The organism is Arthrobacter sp. ZGTC131 (genome assembly GCF_002929275.1).
In the GTDB taxonomy this organism is placed as follows: Bacteria; Actinomycetota; Actinomycetes; order Actinomycetales; family Micrococcaceae; genus Arthrobacter.
This window is the reverse complement of the sequence record NZ_PJIK01000012.1, coordinates 115,062-137,314: the sequence shown is the minus strand read 5'-3', so window position 1 is coordinate 137,314 and position 22,253 is coordinate 115,062. Positions and strand designations below refer to the sequence as shown.

The 22,253-nt window shown below is 66.5% G+C and carries 23 protein-coding genes; 14 read left to right on the top strand and 9 right to left on the bottom strand.

Annotated features, from left to right (window positions below):
* The first annotated feature begins 25 nt into the window (after positions 1 to 25).
* Together CXQ90_RS15640 and CXQ90_RS15635 are read left to right on the top strand one after the other, a co-directional pair.
* A complete protein-coding gene (locus CXQ90_RS15640; protein WP_104140290.1) occupies positions 26 to 1,147 on the top strand; it encodes an FAD-binding oxidoreductase in 1,122 nt (373 codons plus the stop codon).
* A 109-nt stretch (positions 1,148 to 1,256) separates the two neighbouring features.
* Positions 1,257 to 2,204, top strand: coding sequence for a hypothetical protein (locus tag CXQ90_RS15635; RefSeq protein ID WP_104140321.1), 948 nt, complete (start codon positions 1,257 to 1,259; stop codon positions 2,202 to 2,204).
* 2 nt (positions 2,205 to 2,206) lie between these two features.
* Here the strand turns inward: CXQ90_RS15635 and CXQ90_RS15630 are convergent, their stop codons facing one another.
* From CXQ90_RS15630 to CXQ90_RS15615, 4 genes are all read right to left on the bottom strand, one after another.
* On the bottom strand, positions 2,207 to 2,479 hold the full coding sequence (locus CXQ90_RS15630; protein WP_104140289.1) for a hypothetical protein: 273 nt from the start codon (positions 2,477 to 2,479) through the stop codon (positions 2,207 to 2,209).
* A gap of 20 nt (positions 2,480 to 2,499) precedes the next feature.
* On the bottom strand, positions 2,500 to 2,964 hold the full coding sequence (locus CXQ90_RS15625) for a DUF6194 family protein (RefSeq protein WP_104140288.1): 465 nt from the start codon (positions 2,962 to 2,964) through the stop codon (positions 2,500 to 2,502).
* A gap of 132 nt (positions 2,965 to 3,096) precedes the next feature.
* Positions 3,097 to 3,909 (bottom strand): alpha/beta fold hydrolase, encoded by an 813-nt coding sequence (locus CXQ90_RS15620; RefSeq protein WP_181038583.1) that lies wholly within the window; start codon positions 3,907 to 3,909, stop codon positions 3,097 to 3,099.
* Positions 3,910 to 3,931: 22 nt separating this feature from the next.
* Entirely contained in the window at positions 3,932 to 4,663 is a 732-nt protein-coding gene (locus CXQ90_RS15615) for a TetR/AcrR family transcriptional regulator (RefSeq protein WP_104140287.1), read from the bottom strand.
* Positions 4,664 to 4,788: 125 nt separating this feature from the next.
* Here CXQ90_RS15615 and CXQ90_RS15610 point away from each other — a divergent pair, with 125 nt between their 5' ends.
* The 3 genes from CXQ90_RS15610 (at position 4,789) to CXQ90_RS15600 (ending at position 8,473) form a co-directional block, all read left to right on the top strand.
* Positions 4,789 to 6,258: an NAD(P)/FAD-dependent oxidoreductase gene (locus tag CXQ90_RS15610; RefSeq protein ID WP_104140286.1), complete on the top strand. Its 1,470-nt coding sequence runs from the start codon at positions 4,789 to 4,791 to the stop codon at positions 6,256 to 6,258.
* A gap of 56 nt (positions 6,259 to 6,314) precedes the next feature.
* Positions 6,315 to 7,838 carry an APC family permease gene (locus CXQ90_RS15605; RefSeq protein WP_104140285.1) on the top strand — a complete coding sequence of 508 codons (1,524 nt, stop codon included), beginning with the start codon at positions 6,315 to 6,317 and terminating at the stop codon, positions 7,836 to 7,838.
* 152 nt (positions 7,839 to 7,990) lie between these two features.
* The gene (locus CXQ90_RS15600; RefSeq protein WP_104140284.1) at positions 7,991 to 8,473 is read left to right on the top strand and encodes a pyridoxamine 5'-phosphate oxidase family protein; all 483 of its coding nucleotides are present in this window, start codon (positions 7,991 to 7,993) and stop codon (positions 8,471 to 8,473) included.
* Positions 8,474 to 8,580: 107 nt separating this feature from the next.
* Here CXQ90_RS15600 and CXQ90_RS15595 read toward each other — a convergent pair whose 3' ends face one another.
* Positions 8,581 to 9,921: an MFS transporter gene (locus tag CXQ90_RS15595; protein WP_104140283.1), complete on the bottom strand. Its 1,341-nt coding sequence runs from the start codon at positions 9,919 to 9,921 to the stop codon at positions 8,581 to 8,583.
* Between the two features lie 228 nt (positions 9,922 to 10,149).
* On the opposite strand from CXQ90_RS15595, the gene CXQ90_RS15590 reads away from it, so the two are divergent.
* From CXQ90_RS15590 to CXQ90_RS15575, 4 genes are all read left to right on the top strand, one after another.
* Positions 10,150 to 10,878, top strand: coding sequence for a GntR family transcriptional regulator (locus CXQ90_RS15590; protein WP_104140282.1), 729 nt, complete (start codon positions 10,150 to 10,152; stop codon positions 10,876 to 10,878).
* Between the two features lie 183 nt (positions 10,879 to 11,061).
* Positions 11,062 to 12,408 carry an L-fuconate dehydratase gene (locus CXQ90_RS15585; RefSeq protein ID WP_104140281.1) on the top strand — a complete coding sequence of 449 codons (1,347 nt, stop codon included), beginning with the start codon at positions 11,062 to 11,064 and terminating at the stop codon, positions 12,406 to 12,408.
* Positions 12,405 to 13,988 (top strand): aldehyde dehydrogenase (NADP(+)), encoded by a 1,584-nt coding sequence (locus tag CXQ90_RS15580; RefSeq protein ID WP_104140280.1) that lies wholly within the window; start codon positions 12,405 to 12,407, stop codon positions 13,986 to 13,988. Before CXQ90_RS15585 ends, CXQ90_RS15580 begins: the two co-directional genes overlap by 4 nt.
* Positions 13,985 to 15,196: a fumarylacetoacetate hydrolase family protein gene (locus CXQ90_RS15575; protein WP_104140279.1), complete on the top strand. Its 1,212-nt coding sequence runs from the start codon at positions 13,985 to 13,987 to the stop codon at positions 15,194 to 15,196. Before CXQ90_RS15580 ends, CXQ90_RS15575 begins: the two co-directional genes overlap by 4 nt.
* 64 nt (positions 15,197 to 15,260) lie before the next feature.
* Here CXQ90_RS15575 and CXQ90_RS15570 read toward each other — a convergent pair whose 3' ends face one another.
* Entirely contained in the window at positions 15,261 to 15,728 is a 468-nt protein-coding gene (locus CXQ90_RS15570) for an SRPBCC family protein (protein ID WP_104140278.1), read from the bottom strand.
* 164 nt (positions 15,729 to 15,892) lie between these two features.
* Between CXQ90_RS15570 and CXQ90_RS15565 the strand changes: the two genes are divergently transcribed.
* Together CXQ90_RS15565 and CXQ90_RS15560 are read left to right on the top strand one after the other, a co-directional pair.
* Complete coding sequence (locus CXQ90_RS15565; RefSeq protein WP_104140277.1) at positions 15,893 to 16,153, top strand: hypothetical protein; 261 nt, start codon at positions 15,893 to 15,895, stop codon at positions 16,151 to 16,153.
* 214 nt (positions 16,154 to 16,367) lie between these two features.
* A complete protein-coding gene (locus CXQ90_RS15560) occupies positions 16,368 to 16,577 on the top strand; it encodes a hypothetical protein (protein ID WP_146068912.1) in 210 nt (69 codons plus the stop codon).
* A 35-nt stretch (positions 16,578 to 16,612) separates the two neighbouring features.
* Here CXQ90_RS15560 and CXQ90_RS15555 read toward each other — a convergent pair whose 3' ends face one another.
* Positions 16,613 to 17,248, bottom strand: coding sequence for a hypothetical protein (locus CXQ90_RS15555; protein ID WP_258064551.1), 636 nt, complete (start codon positions 17,246 to 17,248; stop codon positions 16,613 to 16,615).
* 242 nt (positions 17,249 to 17,490) lie between these two features.
* Here CXQ90_RS15555 and CXQ90_RS15550 point away from each other — a divergent pair, with 242 nt between their 5' ends.
* A complete protein-coding gene (locus tag CXQ90_RS15550) occupies positions 17,491 to 18,336 on the top strand; it encodes an alpha/beta fold hydrolase (protein ID WP_104140275.1) in 846 nt (281 codons plus the stop codon).
* A 75-nt stretch (positions 18,337 to 18,411) separates the two neighbouring features.
* Here the strand turns inward: CXQ90_RS15550 and CXQ90_RS15545 are convergent, their stop codons facing one another.
* Together CXQ90_RS15545 and CXQ90_RS15540 are read right to left on the bottom strand one after the other, a co-directional pair.
* Positions 18,412 to 19,095 carry a response regulator transcription factor gene (locus CXQ90_RS15545; RefSeq protein ID WP_258064550.1) on the bottom strand — a complete coding sequence of 228 codons (684 nt, stop codon included), beginning with the start codon at positions 19,093 to 19,095 and terminating at the stop codon, positions 18,412 to 18,414.
* Complete coding sequence (locus CXQ90_RS15540) at positions 19,088 to 20,464, bottom strand: sensor histidine kinase (RefSeq protein WP_104140318.1); 1,377 nt, start codon at positions 20,462 to 20,464, stop codon at positions 19,088 to 19,090. The genes CXQ90_RS15545 and CXQ90_RS15540 overlap by 8 nt, the downstream gene beginning before the upstream one ends.
* A gap of 190 nt (positions 20,465 to 20,654) precedes the next feature.
* On the opposite strand from CXQ90_RS15540, the gene CXQ90_RS15535 reads away from it, so the two are divergent.
* Together CXQ90_RS15535 and CXQ90_RS15530 are read left to right on the top strand one after the other, a co-directional pair.
* Positions 20,655 to 21,053, top strand: coding sequence for a VOC family protein (locus CXQ90_RS15535; protein ID WP_104140273.1), 399 nt, complete (start codon positions 20,655 to 20,657; stop codon positions 21,051 to 21,053).
* A gap of 27 nt (positions 21,054 to 21,080) precedes the next feature.
* A complete protein-coding gene (locus CXQ90_RS15530) occupies positions 21,081 to 22,133 on the top strand; it encodes a PHP domain-containing protein (RefSeq protein WP_104140272.1) in 1,053 nt (350 codons plus the stop codon).
* Positions 22,134 to 22,253 lie beyond the last annotated feature (120 nt).

The following is a 22,253-nucleotide window of genomic DNA, read 5'->3' as shown; positions in this document are numbered from 1 at the left end:
AAACACCATCAGAAAGGGGAGACGTATGTCCTCCACAGCTTTAACCAAACGCGTCGCCGTCATCGGCGGCGGCATCCTCGGAGTCTCCACCGCCGTCCACCTGCTCCGCGGAGGCGCCTCGGTGGTCCTGCTGACCGAAGCCGGTCTGGCGAGTGAAGCGAGTGGCCGCTCGCTCTCCTGGCTGAATTCCGCGGGGGAGCGGTCCACGCCGTATCACCTGCTGCGACTCGCCGGCGTCGACCGGTACCGCACGCTGTTCGCCGCAGATCCGAGCCGGGAATGGCTGCAATTTGGCGGCGGCCTCATGTGGAATGCGGCCGGGGAAAAGGCTGTCACGGAGGCCCGCCACGCCTACGAGAAGTCTGTGGGCTATGACTCCAAGCTGTTGGAGCCGGCGGAGATTGCGGCGGTCACGCCGGGCATCGATGCCGGCGCCGTACCGGAGAACGCCATCTTCAACCCCGGTGAAGGCTGGGTCAGCCTGCCGGACCTGGTGGATTACCTCATGGAGGAATTCCACGCCCGCGGCGGCGAGTTGGTGCTCAACGCCGGCAAGGCGTCCGTGATGGTCGACGGCGGCCGGGCCACCGGCGTCGAGACAGCGGCCGGCGAGACGTTCGACGCTGATGCGGTGCTGGTGGCGTGCGGGGCCGCAACACCCGCAGTGGTGGCACCGCTCGGCGTCGAGATCCCGAACGGTTCGCCCGTCTCCATGCTGGTGGTGACCAAACCGGTAGAGCATAAGGTTGCCGCGGTGATGAACACCCCCCGGGCCGCCATCCGTCCCAACCCCGGAAGCACCTTCGCCCTCGACCACGACTGGTATGAGGGGAGCATCAGAGAGCATGCGGACGGCACATTCAGCATCCCGGAGGACGTTGTCCAGGCGCTGGCTGATGAAGCGTCCAAGCTGATTGGTGGCAACCCGGAGCTCAAGCCCGCGTCGTGGAAGATCGGCTACAAGCCCATCCCGGGCGACGGCGAGCCCGTCTTCGGCGAACTGGGCCAGGCTCCGGGCTGCTTCGTGGCCTTCACGCACTCCGGGGCCACCCTCGGGCTCATCGCGGGCGAACTTCTCGCGGGGGAAATCCTGACCGGAAACCGGCATCCGATGCTGGCCACCTTCCGGCCGGGTCGCTTCTCTTGATCTTCCGCCCCTGAGCTGCCGCTGAAGCGGAGATCGGGAGTACTGAACACGCGGAATGGGTGACGGCGCCGCCGTCGCCCATTCTTGCGTGCGCGTGTATTTTGAGGGGATGGAGGTCCTGGATTGGCTGCTCGACTCTGACCCTTCGATCCGCTGGCACGTCCTGCGCGATCTCACCGACGCGCCGGCAGAGGAGGTCCACGCCGAGCGGTTACGGGTTGCCACCGAAGGCTGGGGCGCCCGCCTGCTTGCGCTGCAAGGCGATGACGGCCAGTGGGACGGGGGCACGTACTTCCCGTCGCAGTTCGATGAATCCGAGAACGGCCAGCCTTGGACCGCCACAACCTACAGCCTGCTGCTCCTGCGCGACTTCGGGCTCGAACCCGGCGGCGACGAGGCCCGCCGTGCGGTCAAACTCGTCCGCCAGAACAGCCGCTGGGAGGAGGGCGGTCAGCCGTTCTTCGACGGGGAAGTGGAGCCGTGCATTAATGGCATGGCGGTGGCCCTCGGGGCTTACTTCGGCGAAAACGTCGACGGCGTTGTCGCTCGGCTGCTCGGCGAGCAGCTCGCGGACGGGGGCTGGAACTGCGAGGCGGAGCGGGGCTCTACAAGGTCGTCCTTTGGGACCACGATCAACGTGCTCGAGGGGCTGCTGGAACACGAGCGCGCCACAGGGGGGACGCCGGCGTCGGTCGCAGCCCGGCAGCGCGGCGGGGAATACCTGCTCGAGCGCGCACTTCTCCGGCGCAAGAGCACCGGTGAGCTCATCGACGCGGACTGGCTGGAATTCTCGTACCCGACGCGGTGGTTCTACGACGTACTTCGCGGCCTAGATTACTTCCGGGACGCTGGCGGCGCCCCGGACCCACGCCTCGCCGAAGCGGTTGACGTGCTGCGCTCGAAACGGCAGCCCGACGGCACCTGGCTGCTGGAAAACTCGCATCCCGGACGGGTCCATTTTGACTTGGAGGACGGCGACGGGCGACCGAGCAGGTGGAACACCCTCAGGGCGCTGCGCGTGCTCAAATGGTACGAGCCGGCGGGGGCCGGCAGGTAACCCTAATCTTCGGTGGCTTCGTCAGCCAGCTCGGCGAGGACGTCGGCCGCGTCACTGTTGCCGCCGCCGGCCAGGCGGCGCAACTCGTCCACGTCGCCTTTTTCCGTGGCGAGCTCAACGAGCTGGTCCACAGCATCACTGCTGCCGGCGTCGGCAAGCCGCCGCAGCTCCTCGAAATCCTCCCGCTCGCCGGCAAGTTCGACGAGTTCCGCGACGGCGTCGGGGTCACCTTGCGCGGCCCGTTTGCGCAGGGCGTCGAGATCAGAATCGGACACTTTGACGACCTTCCATGGAGCTAAATGGATCTTCTGCGTTCATAACGGGAGCGGGCGAACTCGTATGCCTTGCGAAGCATATTTTGCAGAGCCTGCGTCGTCGCCGGCCCCGGGTTGACCACAGCCAGCCACCCCAAGGCTCCGTAGACGGGATGGGCGAAGACGGTGTCCGGCATGCTCGGGTCGGTGTCGTCCGCCGGTTCTGCGGGTTGGTGGCCCGTCCACTCAACGAAGGCGGCCTTCCCGGCCGCGACATTGACGCGGAAGGATCCTGGCCGGTCAAGGCGTGACCGCTCGTCATCGGGATAGTTCTTCGTCACGATGGTCGCAAACGGTTGAGTTGCTTTCGGCATGGTGCCGTCCGGGGCGTAGTAGAAGAAAACATCACCCCAGGCGATTTCGGGCGAGCCGTCTCCGGGGCCGGGAATGACGGCGAGTGTGCCGTCGAAGCTTTTCACGAATTCGACAACCTCATCCATGGTCATGCCTCCAGCGTTACAAACCGGTCCTGTTTGAGGAACCCGCACCTTCAGAAATTTTCTTCAGAGACGGAAAAGTCACTTGCGATGGCCTAAAAGGAACACTCTGCAGGCAGGCGCGCACTGCGGGCGACTGCGTCATGTCGCGAGGCGTTCACGAACGCGGGTGAGCCATTCGGCAACGAGCGTCTGCGCGAGGTCGGGTTGCTCGTGAATCAGAGCGTGGCCGGCGCGATCGAGTACGGCGAAGGTAGCGCGTGGGTAGTGCTCCATCAGCTCCCACGGGCCCGCGTGCCCGGCCGTGGCGTCCTGCCGCCCGGCAAGGATCAACACTGGATGCGGATAGGCTGTCGCCGCTTCCGGCCGATCCCGCAGCGTCCAGTGCGAAAAGATTCGCATCAGGCTCGATTCGTCAACGAGTGACGCTGCGGGAGCCACGTGCTCCTGGAACCGGCGCAGAGTTTCCGTCGTCTGCACAACGAAGTAGCTGCGGTAAGTAGCATCGAGATCCGGGTCCATTTCGCCGGTCAGATCGGCCGAGGACACAAGGACCCCGTGCCGGGGCACGTCACGCGTATGCGCGCCAACCGGGCAGATGAGCGCCAGCCCGACAGCCTGGTCAGGTCTCAGATCGGCAATCGCTCGGGCTAGGTACCCACCGTAGGAATGGCCGATGACAAGAAACCGTTCATCACCAATGGTGCTGGCGATGAGGCCGAGAAGAACGTCCAGGACGTCATCGTTGCTCGTGATCGTCCCCGGCGCCGGGGTGTGGCCCATCCCCGGCAGGTCCGGATATATGCGCCGGAAGCCAGGCACGGTGCTGAATAACGGTTCAAGAGCGCCGGCGATCTCTCTGTGATCCGAACCAGCCCCGTGCAGAGCGAGAACCGGCGTGCCGCTGCCGTACTCGGCGTAATGCACGGGCACGTCGCTGACCGTAGCTTCCATCCAGACAGTGTAGAAGGCGCGCCTACTCGCGGAGCGCCCCGAGCCCCGCGATCAGTGCCTCGAGTCCCAGGCTGAACGCCACGTCCGCCGGCCGTTCGTGCCCCTGCGCGGCCAGGCTGCGCACCGCGCCGGTGAAACTGGGCGTGGCTTCGGCCATGGAGCCGGAGTCGAAGATGTCCGCGGGTGCGGTGACGTCGTAGGCCGAGCCGAAAATGAACGACTCCAGCGCCACGATGGACGACACAATCCGCTCTTCCGGGATGCCGGCGTCGCGGAATCCCACGCTCACGGTTTCATACATGGCGAGCGTCTGCGGGGCGTCTGTCACGGGGAGCACGGCGATGACAGGAATCAGCGGGGTGTGGCGGGAGAAGACGTCCCGGTAGCTCCACGCCCACTTCCGGACCGCTTCCTCCCACGGTTCTGAGCCGAAGGCCGACACGTCGACCAGGGCGGCGAGGTGGTCTTCGACCAGCAGCAGTACGTCGCGTTTGGACTCCATGTGGTTGTAGAGAGCCGACGGCGCCACGTTAAGCGAACGGGCCAGTGCGGCCATGGTGAGGCCGACGTAGCCCTTTTTTTCAATGAGTTCCAACGCGGCGGCCGTGATGCCGGCCTTGTCCAGGACCCCGCCCACCGGGCGACCGGCCCGGCGCCGGCCGGCCTCGGATCTCGGTTCCCCCAGGGCTGTGCTTCCGGGGGCGGCTGGTGATGCCGGCATTGGTGGCCTTTCTGCGGGCGGTGTTCTCAGCATTATTCCCTATGCCAATTCATTCCATCAGCCTCTTCCCCGGGCAAGGCAAAGGCGCTATAGTTTCTCATAAATGAATGGCATTCATTTAGTGGTCCGCATCACTCGGCGGCCACAGAGAGGACATCATGCTGAATCTTGACCGCGACGTCGTCGTCGTAGGCGCCGGCCCCTCCGGGCTCACTGCGGCCCGTGAACTGAAGAAGGCCGGCCTGACCGTTGCTGTCCTGGAGGCCCGCGACCGCGTGGGCGGCCGCACGTGGACGGACACCGTAGACGGGGCCATGCTGGAAATCGGCGGCCAGTGGGTTTCGCCGGACCAGACAGCCCTGCTGGCGCTCCTGGGCGAGCTCGGCCTCGAGACCTATTCCCGCTACCGCGACGGCGAGTCGGTCTATATCGGCGCGGACGGCACCCCGGTCCGCTACGCCGGGGACTCATTCCCCGTCAGCGCCACCACGGCCGCCGAAATGGACAAGCTCACCGGACTGCTTGACGCCCTAGCCGCCGAAATCGGCCCCACCGAGCCCTGGGCCCACCCCAAGGCGCGGGAGCTGGACACCATTTCGTTCCACCACTGGCTCCGCCGGCACTCCGCGGACGAGGAAGCCTGCAACAACATCGGCCTCTTCATCGCCGGAGGCATGCTGACCAAACCGGCCCACGCCTTCTCCGCACTGCAGGCCGTGCTGATGGCCGCCTCCGCCGGCTCCTTCACCCACCTGACGGATGAGGACTTCATCCTGGACAAGCGCGTGATCGGCGGAATGCAGCAGGTGTCCCTGCTGCAGGCAGCGGAACTGGGTGCCGACGTCGTGCTTGACAGTCCGGTGCGCACCATCAACTGGGAGTCAATCTCCGACGGCGGGAACAGGGCAGGCTACCGTGTCACCGCTGTTTCCGAGCGCGCCACCGTCAACGCCCGCTTCGTGATCATGGCCGTGCCGCCGAACCTGTACTCGCGCGTCTCCTTTAACCCGCCGCTGCCGCGCCGGCAGCACCAGATGCACCAGCACCAGTCGCTGGGCCTGGTGATCAAGGTGCATGCCGTATACAGCACGCCGTTCTGGCGCGAGGACGGGCTGTCGGGTACCGGCTTCGGCGCCGGGTCCCTGGTTCAGGAGGTCTACGACAACACCAACCACGGGGACCCGCGCGGAACCCTCGTGGGCTTCGTTTCGGACGAAAAGGCCGACGCCGTCTTCGAACTGAGTGCGGAGGACCGCAAGCGCGCCGTCCTGGAATCCATCGCCGGTTTCCTCGGGGAGAAGGCGCTGGAGCCGGAGGTCTATTACGAATCCGACTGGGGCTCGGAGGAGTGGACCCGCGGCGCCTATGCCTCCAGCTATGACCTCGGCGGCCTGCACCGCTACGGCAAGGACCAGCACGCGCCGGTGGGGCCCATCTACTGGTGCTCCTCCGACCTCGCCGCCGAGGGCTACCAGCACGTGGACGGCGCCGTCCGCATGGGCCAGTTCACGGCGGAACGCATCGCCGCCGAAGCGGGAAAGGCGGCAGCACCCCACAGCACCGCAGCGCACAGCACAGCGGCGACCGTCGAGGCAGACCTCGCCGACGCCGCGGCCGCCGTCGGCTGACGGGCCCCGGCCCCCACCCATTCAACGACGAATGAAAATTTCGAAGAGGCAATCCCATGAGCACTGAAGCCGCCGCCCCCCAGGGCACGGATGCATCGCATAAGACGCTGAGCGAAAAGGGCCTGAAAGCCGGCTCCGTGGGGCTGATCGGGGCGGTGGTGATCGGGGTGTCATGCATCGCTCCGGCCTACACGCTCACCGCCGCGCTTGGTCCCACGGTGTCCGAGGTGGGCGTGCACCTGCCGGCAATTTTCCTGGTGGGTTTCATCCCCATGCTGCTCGTCGCGCTCGGCTACCGCGAACTAAACAACGCAATGCCCGACGCCGGGACCTCCTTCACGTGGGCGACGCGGGCCTTTGGCCCGTGGATCGGCTGGATGGGCGGCTGGGGGCTGATCGCCGCCACCATCATCGTGCTGTCCAACCTGGCGGCAGTCGCCGTCGACTTCTTCTATCTCATGCTCTCCCAGCTGTTCGGCAACCCCGAACTCGCGGAGCTGGCCACCAACCTGCCGGTGAACATCGCCACCACCCTGGTGTTCATTGCGCTGGCGTGCTGGATCTCGTACCGGGGGATGGAGACCACCAAGGGCGTCCAGTACGTGTTGGTGGGCTTCCAGCTGCTGGTGCTCGGCTGGTTCGCGGTGTCCGCGTTCCTCCACGTGGCCAACGGTTCCGCCTTTGACGCCACGGTCATTTCAGCCGACTGGTTCAACCCCTTCGCCGTGGACTCCTTCTCCTCGTTTGCGGCTGGCGTTTCCCTCTCGATCTTCATCTACTGGGGCTGGGACGTGACCCTCACCATGAACGAGGAAACCAGGAATCCCAAGAAGACGCCGGGGCGGGCGGCGACCGTGACCGTCGTCGTGATCATGGCCATCTACATGGTGGCCGCCCTGGCCACCCTGTCCTTCGCCGGCGTGGGCGAGACCGGACTGGGCGCCGGGAATCCGGACAACCAGTCGAGCATCTTCGCCGTGCTGTCCGGGCCGGTCATGGGCCCGTTCGCCATCCTGATGTCCCTGGCCATCCTCAGCAGTTCGGCGGCGTCACTGCAGTCCACGTTTGTGTCTCCGGCCCGGACCTTGCTGGCCATGGGTCACTACAGGGCGCTGCCGCGGGCCTTCGGCAAGGTCAGCCCTGCCTTCAAGTCTCCGAGTTATGCCACGATCGCCGCCGCCGTAGCCGCAGCAGCGTTCTATGTCATCACCAGGACAACCTCCGAGAACGCCCTGTGGGACACCATCACGGCGCTGGGCATGATGATTTGCTTCTACTACGGCATCACGGCCCTGGCCTGCGTCTGGTTCTTCCGGGCCCTGGCGTTCAGCAGCGCCCGCGCCTTCTTCTTCAAGTTCCTGGCACCCCTCTTGGGCGGCGTGATCCTGCTGGTCATGTTCTTCAAGACCGCTTACGACTCGATGGATCCCGAATACGGCTCCGGCTCATCCGTGGGCGGCGTGGGGATGGTGTTCATCCTGGGCATGGGCGTGATCCTGCTGGGCGTGGTGGTCATGTTGGTGATGGCCAGGATCAGGCCGGAGTTCTTCAAGGGCCAGGTGCTGGCGCGGGGGCTATAGCGGCTCGACGGCGCGGCCGCAAGCGGGCGAAAGACGGCGCGGGACGGCACAGGGTGGAAAGTAAGCACACTTACCAATACGCTGGTCCGAGGGGAAATTCCCACACGGACAGAATGCCCGGAAAGAACGTACTGACAGAACGAGGTGACAGCATGCCGGAAACCGAAAGCATCAGCAAGGTCACGGACATCATCAACGATTCCCATATCGGAATGTTCACCACCATCAACGAAACAGGCGCTCTCGTCAGCCGGCCGCTGGCCGTCCAGGACGTCAAGGACGACGGCGACATGTGGTTCTTCACCGGGGAGGGAACCTCCCAGGTGGCCCACATCGGCGCGGATCCACGGGTCAACGTGTCCTTCGGCAAGCGGACAGAATGGGTGTCCGTCGCCGGAACCGCGGAAGTGGTCCGGGACCGCGCGAAGATCCACGAGATGTGGAACCAGACCGTAGAGGCGTGGTTCCCGGACGGACCCGACACCCCCGAGGTGGTCCTGCTGCGCGTCGACTCGGACTCCGCGGAATATTGGACCAGTCCGGGCGGAACTGCGGCCACCGTGCTGCAGTGGGTCAAGTCCAAGGTCACCCACAGCCGCATGAGCGTCGGCGAAAGCGGGACCGTGGAGCTGTAGCTGCACAACGGCACCAGGCACGCAAAAGGCCGCCATCCGGATGACCCGGATGGCGGCCTTTCGCTTTTTGGTGCGGGTTCCTAGAGCCGTGCTCCCGGAGGGGCCGCTCAGGCCGCCGGTACCGGCTCCTTCACCTTGAGGGGTTCGATCTTGCCCATGACGAACAGGTAGTTGGCGGCGCCGATCAGCGAGATTGCGCCGATCACGGCAAGCGGTGCCACGAACGATCCGGTCTGGTCAACAAGCACACCGATCAGGATCGGCGTGAAGATGCCGGCCAGGTTGGAGGCGAAGTTCTGCAGGCCGCCGATGGAGCCCACGTGCCGTGAGCTGGGTGCGACGTCGGCCGGCAGCGACCAGATCCCGGTGGCGGCAACGGTGAGGCTGGAGTACGCCAGGGACAGCAGCGCTAGGGCCATCCATGCTTCAGGAACCAGCGCGGCGAACATGATGACGGAACCGCCTGCGAGGCCGCCGGCGATGGCGGTCTTGCGGACCTTGGTGACGGATACCCCGGCCCGGACGGCGCGGTCGGCCAGGTAGCCGCCGAGCCAGCCGCACAGCACGGCGCAGATGCCGGGAATCGCCCCGAACATGCCGAGCTTGAGGAGGTCGAAGCCGCGTTCCTTGACGAGGTAGCTCGGGAAGAAGGTGATGAAGAAGTAGATGGCGCTGTTGAGGCAGAAGAAGCCGAACATCATGCTGAGGACGGTGCGGTATTTGAAGAGTGAGCGCCACGGCAGCTTCGCTGCGTTGGCATCGTCACTCGCTTCGCCGCGGGCGCCGCCTTCCTCGATGTAGGCCACCTCGGCGGCATTGGCTCCCGGGTGTTCCTGCGGGCTGCGGTACACCTTCCACCAGACGGCGGCCCAGATGATGCCGGCAATGCCGATGATGATGAAGACCGCGTGCCAGGAGGTGAGGGCTACGATCAGGGTGACGACGGGCAGCGCGATGACGGCGCCCACCCGCGATCCGGAGTCCCAGATGCTGGTGGCGAAGGCCCGCTCCCGGACGGGGAACCAGGTGGCCACCACCTTGGCGGCGGTACTGGGGGCCGGGCTCTCGCCGACGCCGAGGAGGAACCGGGCGGCGAAGAGCGACCAGAAGTTCGTCGCGGCGGCCGTCACCATGGTGAAGACGGACCACCATACTGCGGCCAGCGAGAATGACTTGCGCGGTCCCACCTTGTCCACGTACCAGCCGGCGGCGAGCTGGCAGAAGTCGTACGCCCAGAAGAAGGCGGCAAAGATGAGCCCCTGCTGTGTGGCGGTGAGCTCGAAGTCCTTGCCCATGAACGGCAGGGCGACGCTCAGGCTGGAGCGGTCAAGGTAGTTGATGCTGAGCCCGATGAAGGCGAGCCAGATAATGACCCAACGCTTCCGGGTCATCAGGCGCGGTGGTGTGGGGGATGACTTGGTGGCGGTCTTACTTCCGAGCGCAGTCATGCGGTCTCCTTCGACGTGAACATGGCTTCGGGTGCCTTGGGGCACCGGCGGGGAGGAAAGACGCCGAAGATATCGGCGCCAAAATCATATAGGAATCTGGTTAATCATATAGATAATGTGATCCGGATCAAGTCCTGCCCCAAAAAACTTCCTGACCCCGTTCCCGGAGCGGCGTGGCTTATGATTCCCCAAGCGACTCCCGTCAGACCAGAACCAAGAGGTAAGCACGTGCCACCACGTCAATCGTCCGATACTTCACGAGGCAAAGCCGCTGTCAGTGACGTCTATTCGTCCATGCGCGCCGCCATCCTGGAGGGCGAAATTGCACCGGGCACGCGCATCAACATCGATGCCGTTGCGCGCAGCCTCGGGGTTTCGCAGACGCCGGTGCGGGAAGTGCTGCAGCGCCTCGAGGGCGACAACCTGGTGGTCTATAGCCCGGGGCGCGGCTACAGCACCACCCCGCTGCTGGGCCTGGCCGAGCTGCGCTCGCTGTTTGAATTCCGGCTCCTCGTGGAGCCCTGGGCGGCGCGCTCAGCCGCCGTGGACCGGCTGGCGAATCCCGCGGCTGCCTTGGGGAAGGAGCTTACCGGGTTCCGGGAAATCATGGCCAGTTCGGGAGACCTGCGGCAGGACCTCGTGGCCCATGACACGCGCTTTCACGACACCATCCTCGCGGCCTCGGGCAATCCGGTGGTCCGCCACGCGTTTGCCCAAACCCACTGCCACCTCCACACCTTCCGCCTGTACCCCGCCGACGTCGACGGCGCCATCACCGTGGCCGAGCATACGGCCGTCCGGGACGCGATCGAGGCGTGCCTGCCGGAACAGGCCGAGGCTGCAATGGCCGAGCACATCCGCAACTCGTTTGACCGTTTCGCCCAGGCCTTCGAGGGGCACGCGGAACTGTCGCCGCTGGAGGACAGCGGGCCGCCCCGGAAGCGGATCATCAGGTAAGCGGGTTCCATGCCGCACCTCAGCCCCGGCCCTGTGGCCGGGGCATTTTTCTGCGCCGCCGCGGCCTCGGAGCGGGGATTCGCGAGAACGGGGCTTGATCTGCGTCACAGTTCCTATATGATTACTGAAATTCATATAGGAAATCGCGCAAACCTCCAGTCCGGCCCACGAGAGAAGAGATCCATGCCTTCCATCACCTCCATCACCACCCAGGACGTCCGCTTCCCGACGTCCCTGGAACTCGACGGTTCCGACGCGGTCAACGTCGACCCCGACTACTCCGCCGCCTATGTAGTGATCCGCACCGATGCGGGCGACGAAGGCCACGGCTTTGTGTTCAGCTGCGGCCGCGGCAACGAGATCCTGACCGCCGCCATCGACGCCTACGCCCGCCTGCTCACGGGCCGGGACATCGACGAGCTGATCTACGACCTTGGCGGAGCGTCCAAGCGCCTCATCCACGATTCCCAGCTGCGCTGGCTCGGACCCGAAAAGGGCGTGACGCAGATGGCCTGCGGCGCCCTGGTCAGCGCCCTCTGGGACATCCGCGCCCGCCGCGAGAACAAGCCCCTATGGCTCCTGCTGAGCGAGATGTCCCCCGAGGAGATCGTGGACGTGGTGGACTTCACCCACATCCGCGACGCCCTCAACCCCCAGCAGGCGCTGGACATCCTGCGCGCCGGCCAGGACGGCAAGGCGGCGCGCATCGCCTCGCTGCAGAAAGACGGCTACCCGGCCTACACCACCTCGCCGGGCTGGCTCGGATACAGCGACGAAAAGCTGGTCCGGCTGAGCAGGGAAGCCGCGGCAGACGGCTTCTCCATGATCAAGCTCAAAGTTGGCGGCGACATCAATGACGACCGCCGTCGTATGGCCCTGGCCCGCCAGGCCGTGGGTGAGCTCCCGATCGCGATCGACGCCAACCAGCGCTGGGAAGTGTCCGAGGCCATCGAGTGGGTCAACCAGCTGGCCGAGTTCAACCCGTACTGGATCGAAGAACCCACCAGCACCGACGACATCCTGGGCCACGCCGAGATCCGGAAGGGCATTTCGCCCGTGCGGGTGGCCACCGGCGAAGCCGTGGCCAGCCGAATCGTGTTCAAGCAGCTCCTGCAGGCCGGCGCCATCGACGTCCTTCAGCTCGACTCCACCCGCGTGGGCGGCGTCAACGAGAACATCGCCAACCTCCTGCTGGCGGCGAAGTTCGGAGTACCGGTCTGCCCCCATGCCGGCGGCGTGGGCCTCTGCGAACTGGTCCAGCACTTCTCCTTCTTTGATTTCGCCGCCGTCAGCGGCAGCCAGGAGGGCCGCATGATCGAATACGTCGATCACCTGCACGAGCACTTCGCGGAGCCCGTCCGGATCGTCAACGGACGCTACGCCGTGCCGAAGCTCCCGGGCACGGGTGCCGAAATGTTCAGCGCCGCACGCACCCGCTGGGAATTCCCCGCCGGCGCAGGCTGGCAGGAAGTGGGCAACCGGGCAGCCGTCACGGGCGCCTCGCTGCTCCCCGCGGCGGCCGGCCGATGACCGCGGACACAGCGCTCCGGACGTCCGCGGCCGGAGTGCCCACCGGACCCGACCAGCTCGAGGCTGCCGTCGAGGCCGCCCATGCCGCCTTCGAACAGGGCCGGACGGCGGATCCTGCCGCCCGCGCCGCGTGGCTCGAGGCCATCGCAGCCGGCCTGGAACAGGACTCGGCGGCGCTCGTTGAGATCGCCGGCCGGGAGACGCACCTCGGCGCCCCGCGGCTGGAAGGCGAGCTCAAACGCACCGTTTTCCAGCTCCGGCTCTTCGCGGCGGAAATCGTACAGGGCGAGCACTTTGACGCCACCATCGACCACGCGGATTCCTCCTGGGGCATGGGACCGCGGCCGGACCTGCGCCGCTACAACGTTGCGCTCGGCGTGGTGGGGGTCTTCGGTGCCTCGAACTTCCCCTTCGCATTCAGCGTGATGGGCGGCGACAGCGCCTCGGCGCTCGCCGCTGGCTGCGGCGTCGTGCACAAGGCACATGACGGGCACCGGGAGCTCGCGGTCCGCACCGCCCAAGCGGTGACCGCTGCGCTGGATGCCGCCGGGGCGCCGTCGGGCCTCTTTTCCCTGATCATCGGCCGGCAGGCCGCCGAAGCGCTGGTGGACCATCCGCTGGTGAAGGCCATCGGCTTCACGGGCTCGACGGCGGGGGGCCGGGCGCTGCTCAACCGCGTCGCGGCGCGGCCGGAGCCCATTCCGTTCTTCGGGGAGCTGGGCGGCATCAACGCCGTCTTCGTCACCCGGAAGGCCTGGACGGCCCGCAGCGAGGAAATCCTCACCGGATACGCGGGCTCGTTCACCCTGGGCATGGGACAGTTCTGCACCAAGCCGGGGCTGCTGTTCGTCCCGGCGGGCTCGGCGGACGGCACGTCGGACGGCAGCTCGGCGGCGGAGGACGCGGACGTCCGCGGTCTCCTGACGGCCGCCCTCGCGGACTTCACACCGGCACAACTGCTCAGCGAACGCCTTCACGAGGGCTACACGGACGCCGTCCGCCGCCTGCAGGACACCGCGGGCGTGGAGCTGCTGGTGGAGGGCGACTTCGCCGCTGCGCCGGCCCCTACGGTGCTGCACACCACGGCGGATGCGGTGCGGAGGAACCCGGAAATCCTGCGGCAGGAGATGTTCGGCCCGGCAAGCCTGGTGGTCGAATACGGGGACGAGTCCGAACTGGCCGGGCTGGCTGGACTCCTGGAAGGCCAGCTGACCACCACGCTGCAGGCCGAAGAGGGCGACGACGTTGCCCAGCTCGCAGCCCGCCTGGCCGACATCAGCGGCCGGGTGCTCTGGAACGGCTGGCCCACCGGCGTCACTGTCAGTTACGCCCAGCACCACGGCGGCCCCTACCCCGCGACGACGTCCGCCACCACATCCGTGGGGACGGCGGCTATCCGCCGCTTCCTCCGCCCGGTGGCCTACCAATCGTTCCCCTCCGGCCGCCTGCCGGAGCCTCTGCGGGACGGGAACCCGTGGAATGTCCCGCAAAGGGTCGACGGCGTCTGGCGCCGGCCGTCTTCGGCTCACCGGCAGGATGCCGTCAACCAGGATGCCGGCAGCCAGGAGGAACAGCCGTGAGCAGCGTGGCGGACCTGGCGGCGTCGGTCCTACCGGAGGATGTGGGGCAGGCCCTGCTCGTGGGCCGGGTCTGGGACGTCGAGACCGGCGGCCCCCGGGTGGTGGCGGTCAGCGGCTCCGAGGTCTTTGATCTGCAGCGCGTGGCTGGCACGGTTTCGGAACTGCTCGAGCTGCCGGACCCCGCGGCCGCGGTGCGTGCGGCGCTGCTGGACCAGGACCTGGCCGTACCGCGGTGGGTGACTTCCGACGTCGTAAATGCCTCGCTGGAAGGTGACACCGCCCGCCCGCACCTGCTGGCGCCGGTTGACCTGCAGGTCATCAAGGCCTGCGGTGTGACGTTCGTGGACAGCATGATCGAGCGCGTGATCGAGGAGCGCTGCGCCGGCGACGCCGGGCGTGCAGCGGAGATGCGCGAGCTGGTGGGCAAGGCCCTCGGCGGGAGCATTGGCGCGGTCCGTCCGGGGTCCGCCGAGGCTGCCGAGGCGAAGCGGGTCCTGATTGATGAGGGCCTGTGGTCGCAGTACCTGGAGGTGGGCATCGGCCCGGACCCCGAGGTCTTCACCAAGGCGCCCGTGCTGTCCTCCGTGGGGCTCGGCGCGGGCATCGGAATCCCGGCCTTCTCCTCCTGGAATAACCCGGAACCGGAGCTGGTGCTGGTGGTCACCTCCCGGGGCGAGGTGGTGGGCGCGACGCTCGGCAACGACGTCAACCTGCGGGACGTGGAAGGGCGCAGTGCCCTCCTGCTGGGCAAGGCTAAGGACAACAACGCGTCCAGCGCCCTGGGCCCACTGATCCGGCTGTTCGATGGTGCATTCACCCTGGACACCCTGCGCGAGGAGGAGATCCTGCTGGGCGTGGAAGGCCCGGACGGCTACCGGCTCGAGGGCCGCAACACCGTGGCAAGGATCAGCCGGCCATTCGAGGAGCTGGTGGCGGCCACACACGGCAGGCACCATCAGTATCCGGACGGCTTCGCCCTGTTCACCGGGACACTGTTCGCGCCCACCCAGGACCGGGACGAACCCGGGCAGGGCTTCACGCACAAGCACGGCGACGTGGTCACTATCCGCAGCCGGCACCTCGGGGCCCTCATCAACCGCGTAGGCGCTTCGGAGGAACTGCCCGAGTGGACCTTCGGCCTCCGGCAGCTATTCGGCTACCTGGAGGGCCAGCGGCTTCTGCCGGCGGGAAGCGCCGGCCGGAGCTAGCGTTTGCGCAGTATCCGTGATCCGGCACGTCCGTTGGGGGCGTGCCGGATCACGGCATGCCTTCCTAGGCTTTGCGCGATGCCGCGGCGGCGCCCAGCGCGGCCAGGCCCTTTTCGAAGTCTCCGCCCACCATCTTGTCCATGTTCATGAACAGGCCGAACACCCTGCCGATGCCCTTGTGCTCGCCGGTCATGGTCCAGGTGACGCGGGTGCCGGTGCCCTCGGGAACGAACGTAAAGGTGGTGGGATTGACTGCCGCGAACGGCTTGGTGAACTCCAACCGGATGTTGACGTTGTCCGGTTCCTGCGAGCCGACGATCTCCATGTTGCCCGAGCCCGCTTTGCGGTTTCCGTTCCATGCATACTTCGCGCCCACGCCTGATTCCGGGCCCGAGTAGGTGCGGTTCATGTTGGGGTCCACGGCCTCCCACGGCGACCATTTGGTCCATTCGTGGAAATTGTTGACCAGCGGGAAAACGTCCTGAGCGGGGGCGGGGATGAGGGCGCTGCGGGTGACCGAATAGGTTGACATGGGCCCATCCTATGGCCCGCTCCCGGCCTGCGGGAGGAGGTCTGGCCGCGCCGTTGTCCTGCACTTACAATCGGGGTGGACGAACCGGGGAATTAGTCATGCGGTTCTGCCCGACGGGGGGACGTCACCATAGCGGAGCGTTGCCGAGACGAAGGATGCGGACCATGCCGGATATCCACGGAATGATCAGTTCACTGCTACCGGAAGACCTTGCCTTGCTGCAGGAACGCGGGCCGGATTTCCCGTTGGACAAGGAACTGATCGATGCCATTGACCGCGCTGCCGGCGGGCCCGGAGAAGGCAGGGGCTATTACGTCGTGCGCGGCAGCCTGGAACCGCTGGAACGCCGGAGTTACTTCCTGAGGGAGGACGTGGCTGCCGCCTTGTTCGCCCCTGCAACCCTCGAAGACGCGGCTGGTACGTAGGTTGCGCCTCCCCCTGGATGCCCAGTGGCCAAGACTGGTGATTCTTGGCTCAGCCGTGGCTTTAGCAGCGGCCGTCAGTGGATGTTCATCCTCCTCGTCCCTCCGGATCGTCACATCTGACATACCCCAGCTGAGCGGTATGGAAGCGCTCCACCGGGGCACGTTGGCAATTGACGAAAACGGCTGCGTCCACACGAAGACGGCCGGAGATTTGGTGACTACCCCCGTATGGCCTCAGGGGTACACCGTCAAAGGCGATTCGAAGTCCTTCGAAATCCTCGACGCCGGCAAGAACGTTGTGGCGCGTTCGGGAGAGCCCCTTGCCATCGGCGGGGGCGGTGCCGACTCGTTCCGGGACACGTGGACAGAACGCGACGGCGCCAAGGGCGCACTCTGGATGGTCGGCCAGATCGGAACGGGCTGACGGCCGGTCTGCCGCGGGCAGGGCACCCGGCAGGTTCAGGGCTGCGGAGCGGCTTCGGTGCCGCGGGGTTGCCCTAGTCCATGCCCGCCGCCGCCCGGGACGCCTGCTGCGGTTTCGGCGCGGCCCAGCGCGAGTTCCAGCCGTGCAACGGCCGGTACGTATCCAGGGTCGGATGAGGATCTCAGCATCTCCGCCTCCCGCATCGCCTTCACGAATGCCGAGGTTTCCGGCCTGGCCACGTCCGCCATGTCCGGGTAACCGATGGCCAACGCGGGGTCCAGCTCGTAGCGCCGCCAGCGGCTAAGGACCGCATTGTGGAGCTCGACGGCGGCCTCGCGCTGCGGGATGTCCAGGCGCCGCTGGCGCCGGGCGCCATACCAGTCCAGGATCCGCGGGCTGCCGCGATAGGCGGCAACGCCGCTTGTGACGGCGACTGCCGCCAGCGCCAGACCGGCCTGCGGGGACGCCACTGCGGGAATGAGCAGGGCCGGGGCAATCACGGCAGCGCCGCCGAAGAGGTCCCAGAACAGCGGGTCTGAACCATCGGCGTCGGGCTTCCCGGCATGGTGCCGGAGGGCGATCACCGTGCAAGCGACGGCGGCGGTCAGCACCACGGCCCAGATGACAAGCTGCAGCGGTCCCAGCGGGACCGCTTCGGATACGGCGGGCACCACAGCACCTCCAAGCGACGGGCCCTGCCCGGTAATTCGGGCTGCTTCAATTCCAGCCCCTGCGGCCGCACAGGTCAAGCAGTCTGCGTAGGCTAGCGGCGAGCTCATTCCGGAGCCGTTCCGGCGGCGACTCATGAACTAGACGATCGGCCCGGTTGTCTCTGTCAAGCACTGGCCGGCGCACCGTGTGCAGTGTCAGGATTGAGGACAAGACGCACGCGTAGGCCAGAGGAGGCTCGTGGATGACTGACCAGACGGCAGCCGCACCCGAAGCCGGATACGCGTCGGTCAATGGGCTCCAGATGTATTACGAGTTGCACGGCGACGGCGGCGATGGCGGCACCCCGCTGTTGCTCCTGCACGGCGGGCTCTTCGACATCGAGCAGCAGTTCGGCGCGCTGATCCCGAGCTTGTCGGCCGGGCGCAGGGTGATCGCCACGGACTTCCAAGGGCACGGACGCACCAACGACATCGATCGGCCGCTGGGCACTTCTGACCTGGCATCCGATGTCATCGGGCTTCTCGAGCACCTCGGTGTCCATAACGTCGACGTGTTCGGGTTCAGCGTCGGCGGTGCGGTCGCGCTGGACCTCGCGATCCGCCACCCAGAACTTGTGCGCAAGCTCGTCGTTTCGTCGGTGTCGTTCCGGCCAGAGGGCGACCGTGGCGGCAACGCCGAGGCGGTCGCGGAGATGACGGTGGACATGATCGCGGGAACCCCGATGGAGGAACGCTACCTAGCCGTGTCGCCGCATCCCGATCGCGAGCATTTGCAGGGCCTGCTCGACAAGCTCGCGCGCTACGGCGCGGGCGAGGCCGGATGGAGCGACGACGAGATCCGCGGAATCGCCGCCCCCACGCTCTTCACGGTGGGCGACTGCGACATGGTCAAGCTCGACCACGCGGTGAAGTTCCTCCAACTGCGCGGGGGAGATGTGAACGGCGACTTCGAGGGTGTGCCCGCGTCGCAGCTCGCGGTGTTCCCCGGCACGACGCACTTCTTCGGGCTCGCGCGGACCAACCTCGTGCGCGACGTCGTGATCACGTTCCTCGATGCACCCGCGCCCACCGGCTGGGCCGACGTTTAGCGCTTCCGCTCAGCAGTCAGCGCCTTCGGGAGTGGGGCTGGAGCGTTGTCTGCGCAGTTGCGGCCACGTGCCCGTTCAGTTGCCCAGTAGACGGCGTTCATAGGCGAAGGCAACTAGCTGGAGCCGGGTGCGGAGCTCCAGCTTGTCCAGCACACTGCGCAGATGAGTTTTGACAGTGGCTTCGGAGACGAACAGGCTCTCCGCCATTTCGCCGTTGCTCAAGCCCTTGGCCGCGAGCAGAAAGACGTCCCGCTCCCGCACGGAGAGAACGTCCAGGACGGACAAGTCCGGCCCCATGGCGGGAGCGCTGCGTGCGGCATGTTCAAAGAGGGAGTGAATGGATCCTGGCGCGACGACGGAGTATCCGGAGTGAACGGTGCGGATGGCTGCCAGCAGGAATTCCGGTTCCGCGCTCTTGAGCAGATACCCGCTGGCCCCGGCCTGGACCGCCTGCACCACGGCCTGATCCCTGTTGAAAGTGGTCAATGCGATGATTCTAGGCTTGTCCGTGCCCGCCGCTTCGGCGTGCTGCACGATCCTCCGGGTGGCTTCGACGCCATCAAGGACGGGCATGCGCAGGTCCATCAGCATGACGTCTGGGCGCCGGTCGGCGGCCAACGTTACGGCCTGTTCCCCGTCGCCTGCCTCGCCGGAGAGCTCCATGTCCTCTTGACTCTCTATGAGCATGCGGATGCCCGCACGGAACAGGGGCTGGTCATCCACCAAGGCAACGGTGACGCGTGCGCCCGCATCAGCCACGGTCGATCGGTTCCGGTCCAGCCGCTGCCTGCCGCGCCAAGCCTGCTCCGGCTGGCACTGTATGGGCTTCCGAGCCGGCAATCTCGGTGAGGGAGCCCTCCGCATCAGCGCGCGATGTCTCGTTGCCGGGGTGGGTTTCGCGGGTTCCGTAGGGGATGAAGACCGTCACCCGGAAGTGCTCGCCGTCTGGTCCGGCTGTCAGCCAGCCTCCGGCGAGGTGGGCGCGTTCGCGCATGCCGGGAAGTCCGCGCCCGACCCGGGGCAGGACTGGATCATCGGCGCTTTCCTGATCGATGGGTGCAATTTCCGAGGCGACGTGCAGGGCGAGGCCGGGCCCGGTCCAGTCGAAGTGGAGCCGCACATCCGTGCCGCGGCCGCCGTGTTTGAGGGCATTGGTCAGGCACTCCTGGACGATCCGGAAAACCGCCACCTGCTGGCCCGTCGAGAGCTCCACGGGCGTCCCAGACTCGCTGGAGTGGATGTTCAAACTGCCGCGCTGCATGCCTTCGATCAGCGGCTTGACATCGCTCAGCCGGGGCTGGGGCGTCACCATGCCGTCATCACGGACTCCCTCGATCACGCGTTGGGCATCCACGAGTGCGCTGCGAGCTGACCGGGCGATGGTGTCAAGGGCGTTAAGGACGGCTGCGGGCTGGCCCTTGCTGAGGTAGCGGGTTCCGTCAGCCTGCGCCGCAATGACAGCCAGGGAATGGGCGAGGACGTCGTGAAGATCCCTGGCGATGCGCGTCCGTTCCTGCTCCACGATCAGGTCGACCTCGGTTTCCTTCAGGCTGCTCTGGGCCTGTTCCCGGGCCCGGAACAGACTGCCCCGTTCCTGATATAGGGCGAGTAGAAGTCCGATGGCGGCGCAGGCCCCGGCGATTAGCAGGAGGAGCGCAAACAGCTGCCAGCCATAGTCCTGCAGCATCCACCGGTCGCCGGCGTACGCAGGGGGGTACCAGCCGACACCGCCGCCGTACCTCCACGAGAGCATCAGGAACGCCATGATGGCAGCGGCGGCCACGTTCGCGCCCGCAGCGATGAACCGCATCCGAGGCGGGGCTGTCCACAGGATGAAGCCCAGAGCGACGAATGAGCCGATGTAGATGGCCCAGTGATTGGATGCCATTGCCGGGATGGAATAGCTCAACTGCGCGGCGAGCAGCGCGGCCGTGAACCCCAGAGACACCAGCGGTTTCCACGAGGCGGTGGCAACCGCCAATGTCATCAGGGCCAGTGGCCAGTTCCCTGACCATGTCAGCCAGGACCCTCCCATGCGGCCGGCCTCAGCGACACACCAGAGGGAGAAGAAGATGACGGCCGCCACGGGGGCGCCCCAACGCCGTGCAATTTTCAGAACTGATTCCATGCCTGTCACCATATCCGCGGCTGTCACCCCCTCTCTCCGATTCGCGGCAATCTCAACCTGAAAGCCAGATGATTCATTCTTAGAGCCAGTTTTGGGTCCAGCTTCCCGGACACACGATGTTTGCCACGCGGGCAATAGCCGCCGGTGTGTACGGTTTGCAGCCGGCGCCACGCGGCGTAGCGTTGGCCGCATGCGACTCAAAATGTGCAGCATCCATGTCCAGGACCCGGCCGCGGCCCACACCTTCTATACGGAGACCCTCGGCTTCGAAACGCTCACGGCCATGCCCGAGCACAACCTGTTCATCATCAAGGATCCCGGTTCCGACGCCGGCAGCGCTGGCCTGCTTCTCGAACCGAGTGACAACCCGATCGCGGCGGCGTACATGAACGGACTTCACGGCGCAGGACTCCCGGCAATCGTGTTCGGCGTTCCAGACGTGCGGGCCGAGCACCAGCGGCTCACCGCGGCGGGCGTCAGGTTCCAGGGCGAGCCGTCCGAGAATCCGTACGGGATCTCTGCCGTGTTCGACGACGGCTGCGGCAACTTCGTCCAGCTGCACCAGGACGGACCCCCAGCTGTATCGTGACGCCGGAGCGGCCGGGAAGGGGAACGAATGGATGCCGTTGACGCCCTGAATGAGATCGCATTCTGGCTGGAGCGCGGGGCCGCGCCAACGTTCAAGGTCCAGGCCTTCCGGAGAGCTGCCGGCATCATCGGCGGCGTGGACCCGGACGACCTTGCCGAACGGGCCCGGGACGGCCGGCTGAAGCGGACGAAGGGGATCGGGGACACCACGTTCCAGGTCATCCGGCAGGCGGTGGACGGCGCTGTGCCCGACTATCTGGAGAAGCTGAGGCAGAGCGGCGCGAAACCCCTTGCAGCCGGCGGTAACGGACTGCGCCCGCTGCTCCGGGGAGATTTGCACAGCCACAGCGACTGGTCCGACGGCGGGTCTCCGATTGAGCAGATGGCCGACGCCGCCCGGCTCCTGGGCCGCGAATACCTCGCCCTGACAGACCATTCGCCCAACCTCAAGATTGCCAACGGGCTGAGCGCCGAGCGGCTCAGCGAACAGCTCGACGTCGTGGCCCGGTGGAATGAGGGCTCAGTGAACGATGCCCGGGTGAATCAGGACGGGGCCGGAGGCTTCAGGCTGCTGAGCGGCATCGAGGTGGACATTCTGGAGAACGGTGAGCTGGACCAGGCACCGGACATGCTGGACAGGCTGGACGTGGTGGTGGCCAGCGTGCACTCCAAGCTCCGCTCGGACCGCCGCACCATGACGGACAGGATGCTCGCCGGCATCGGCGATCCCCACACGAATGTTCTGGGCCACTGCACGGGACGCCTGCTGCAAGGATCGCGGGGGACCCGTCCGGAATCTGAATTCGACGCCGAGCGGGTGTTCGCGGCGTGCGCAGAGGCGGGGGTCGCCGTCGAGATCAATTCCCGGCCCGAGCGGCAGGATCCACCGGACAACCTCATGCAGCTGGCGCTCGACGCCGGCTGCCTGTTCAGCATCGACAGTGACGCCCACGCCCCTGGCCAGCTCGACTTCCTGCAATACGGAGCGGAACGCGCGGAGCTGAACGGTGTGCCAGCGGACCGGATCATCACTACCTGGCCTTTGGAACGGCTCCTGGACTGGCTGCAGTCCGGGCGCTGAAACGGCCTTCCGACCCCCGGGATGGCGCCAAAAGTGTAGTTGGTAAGCATGGTGACTATTAGGTTGCAGAGTGGTAAACCTTAACTGTTCCGCTGCGGAACCCCGGCGGGCCCGTTCCTA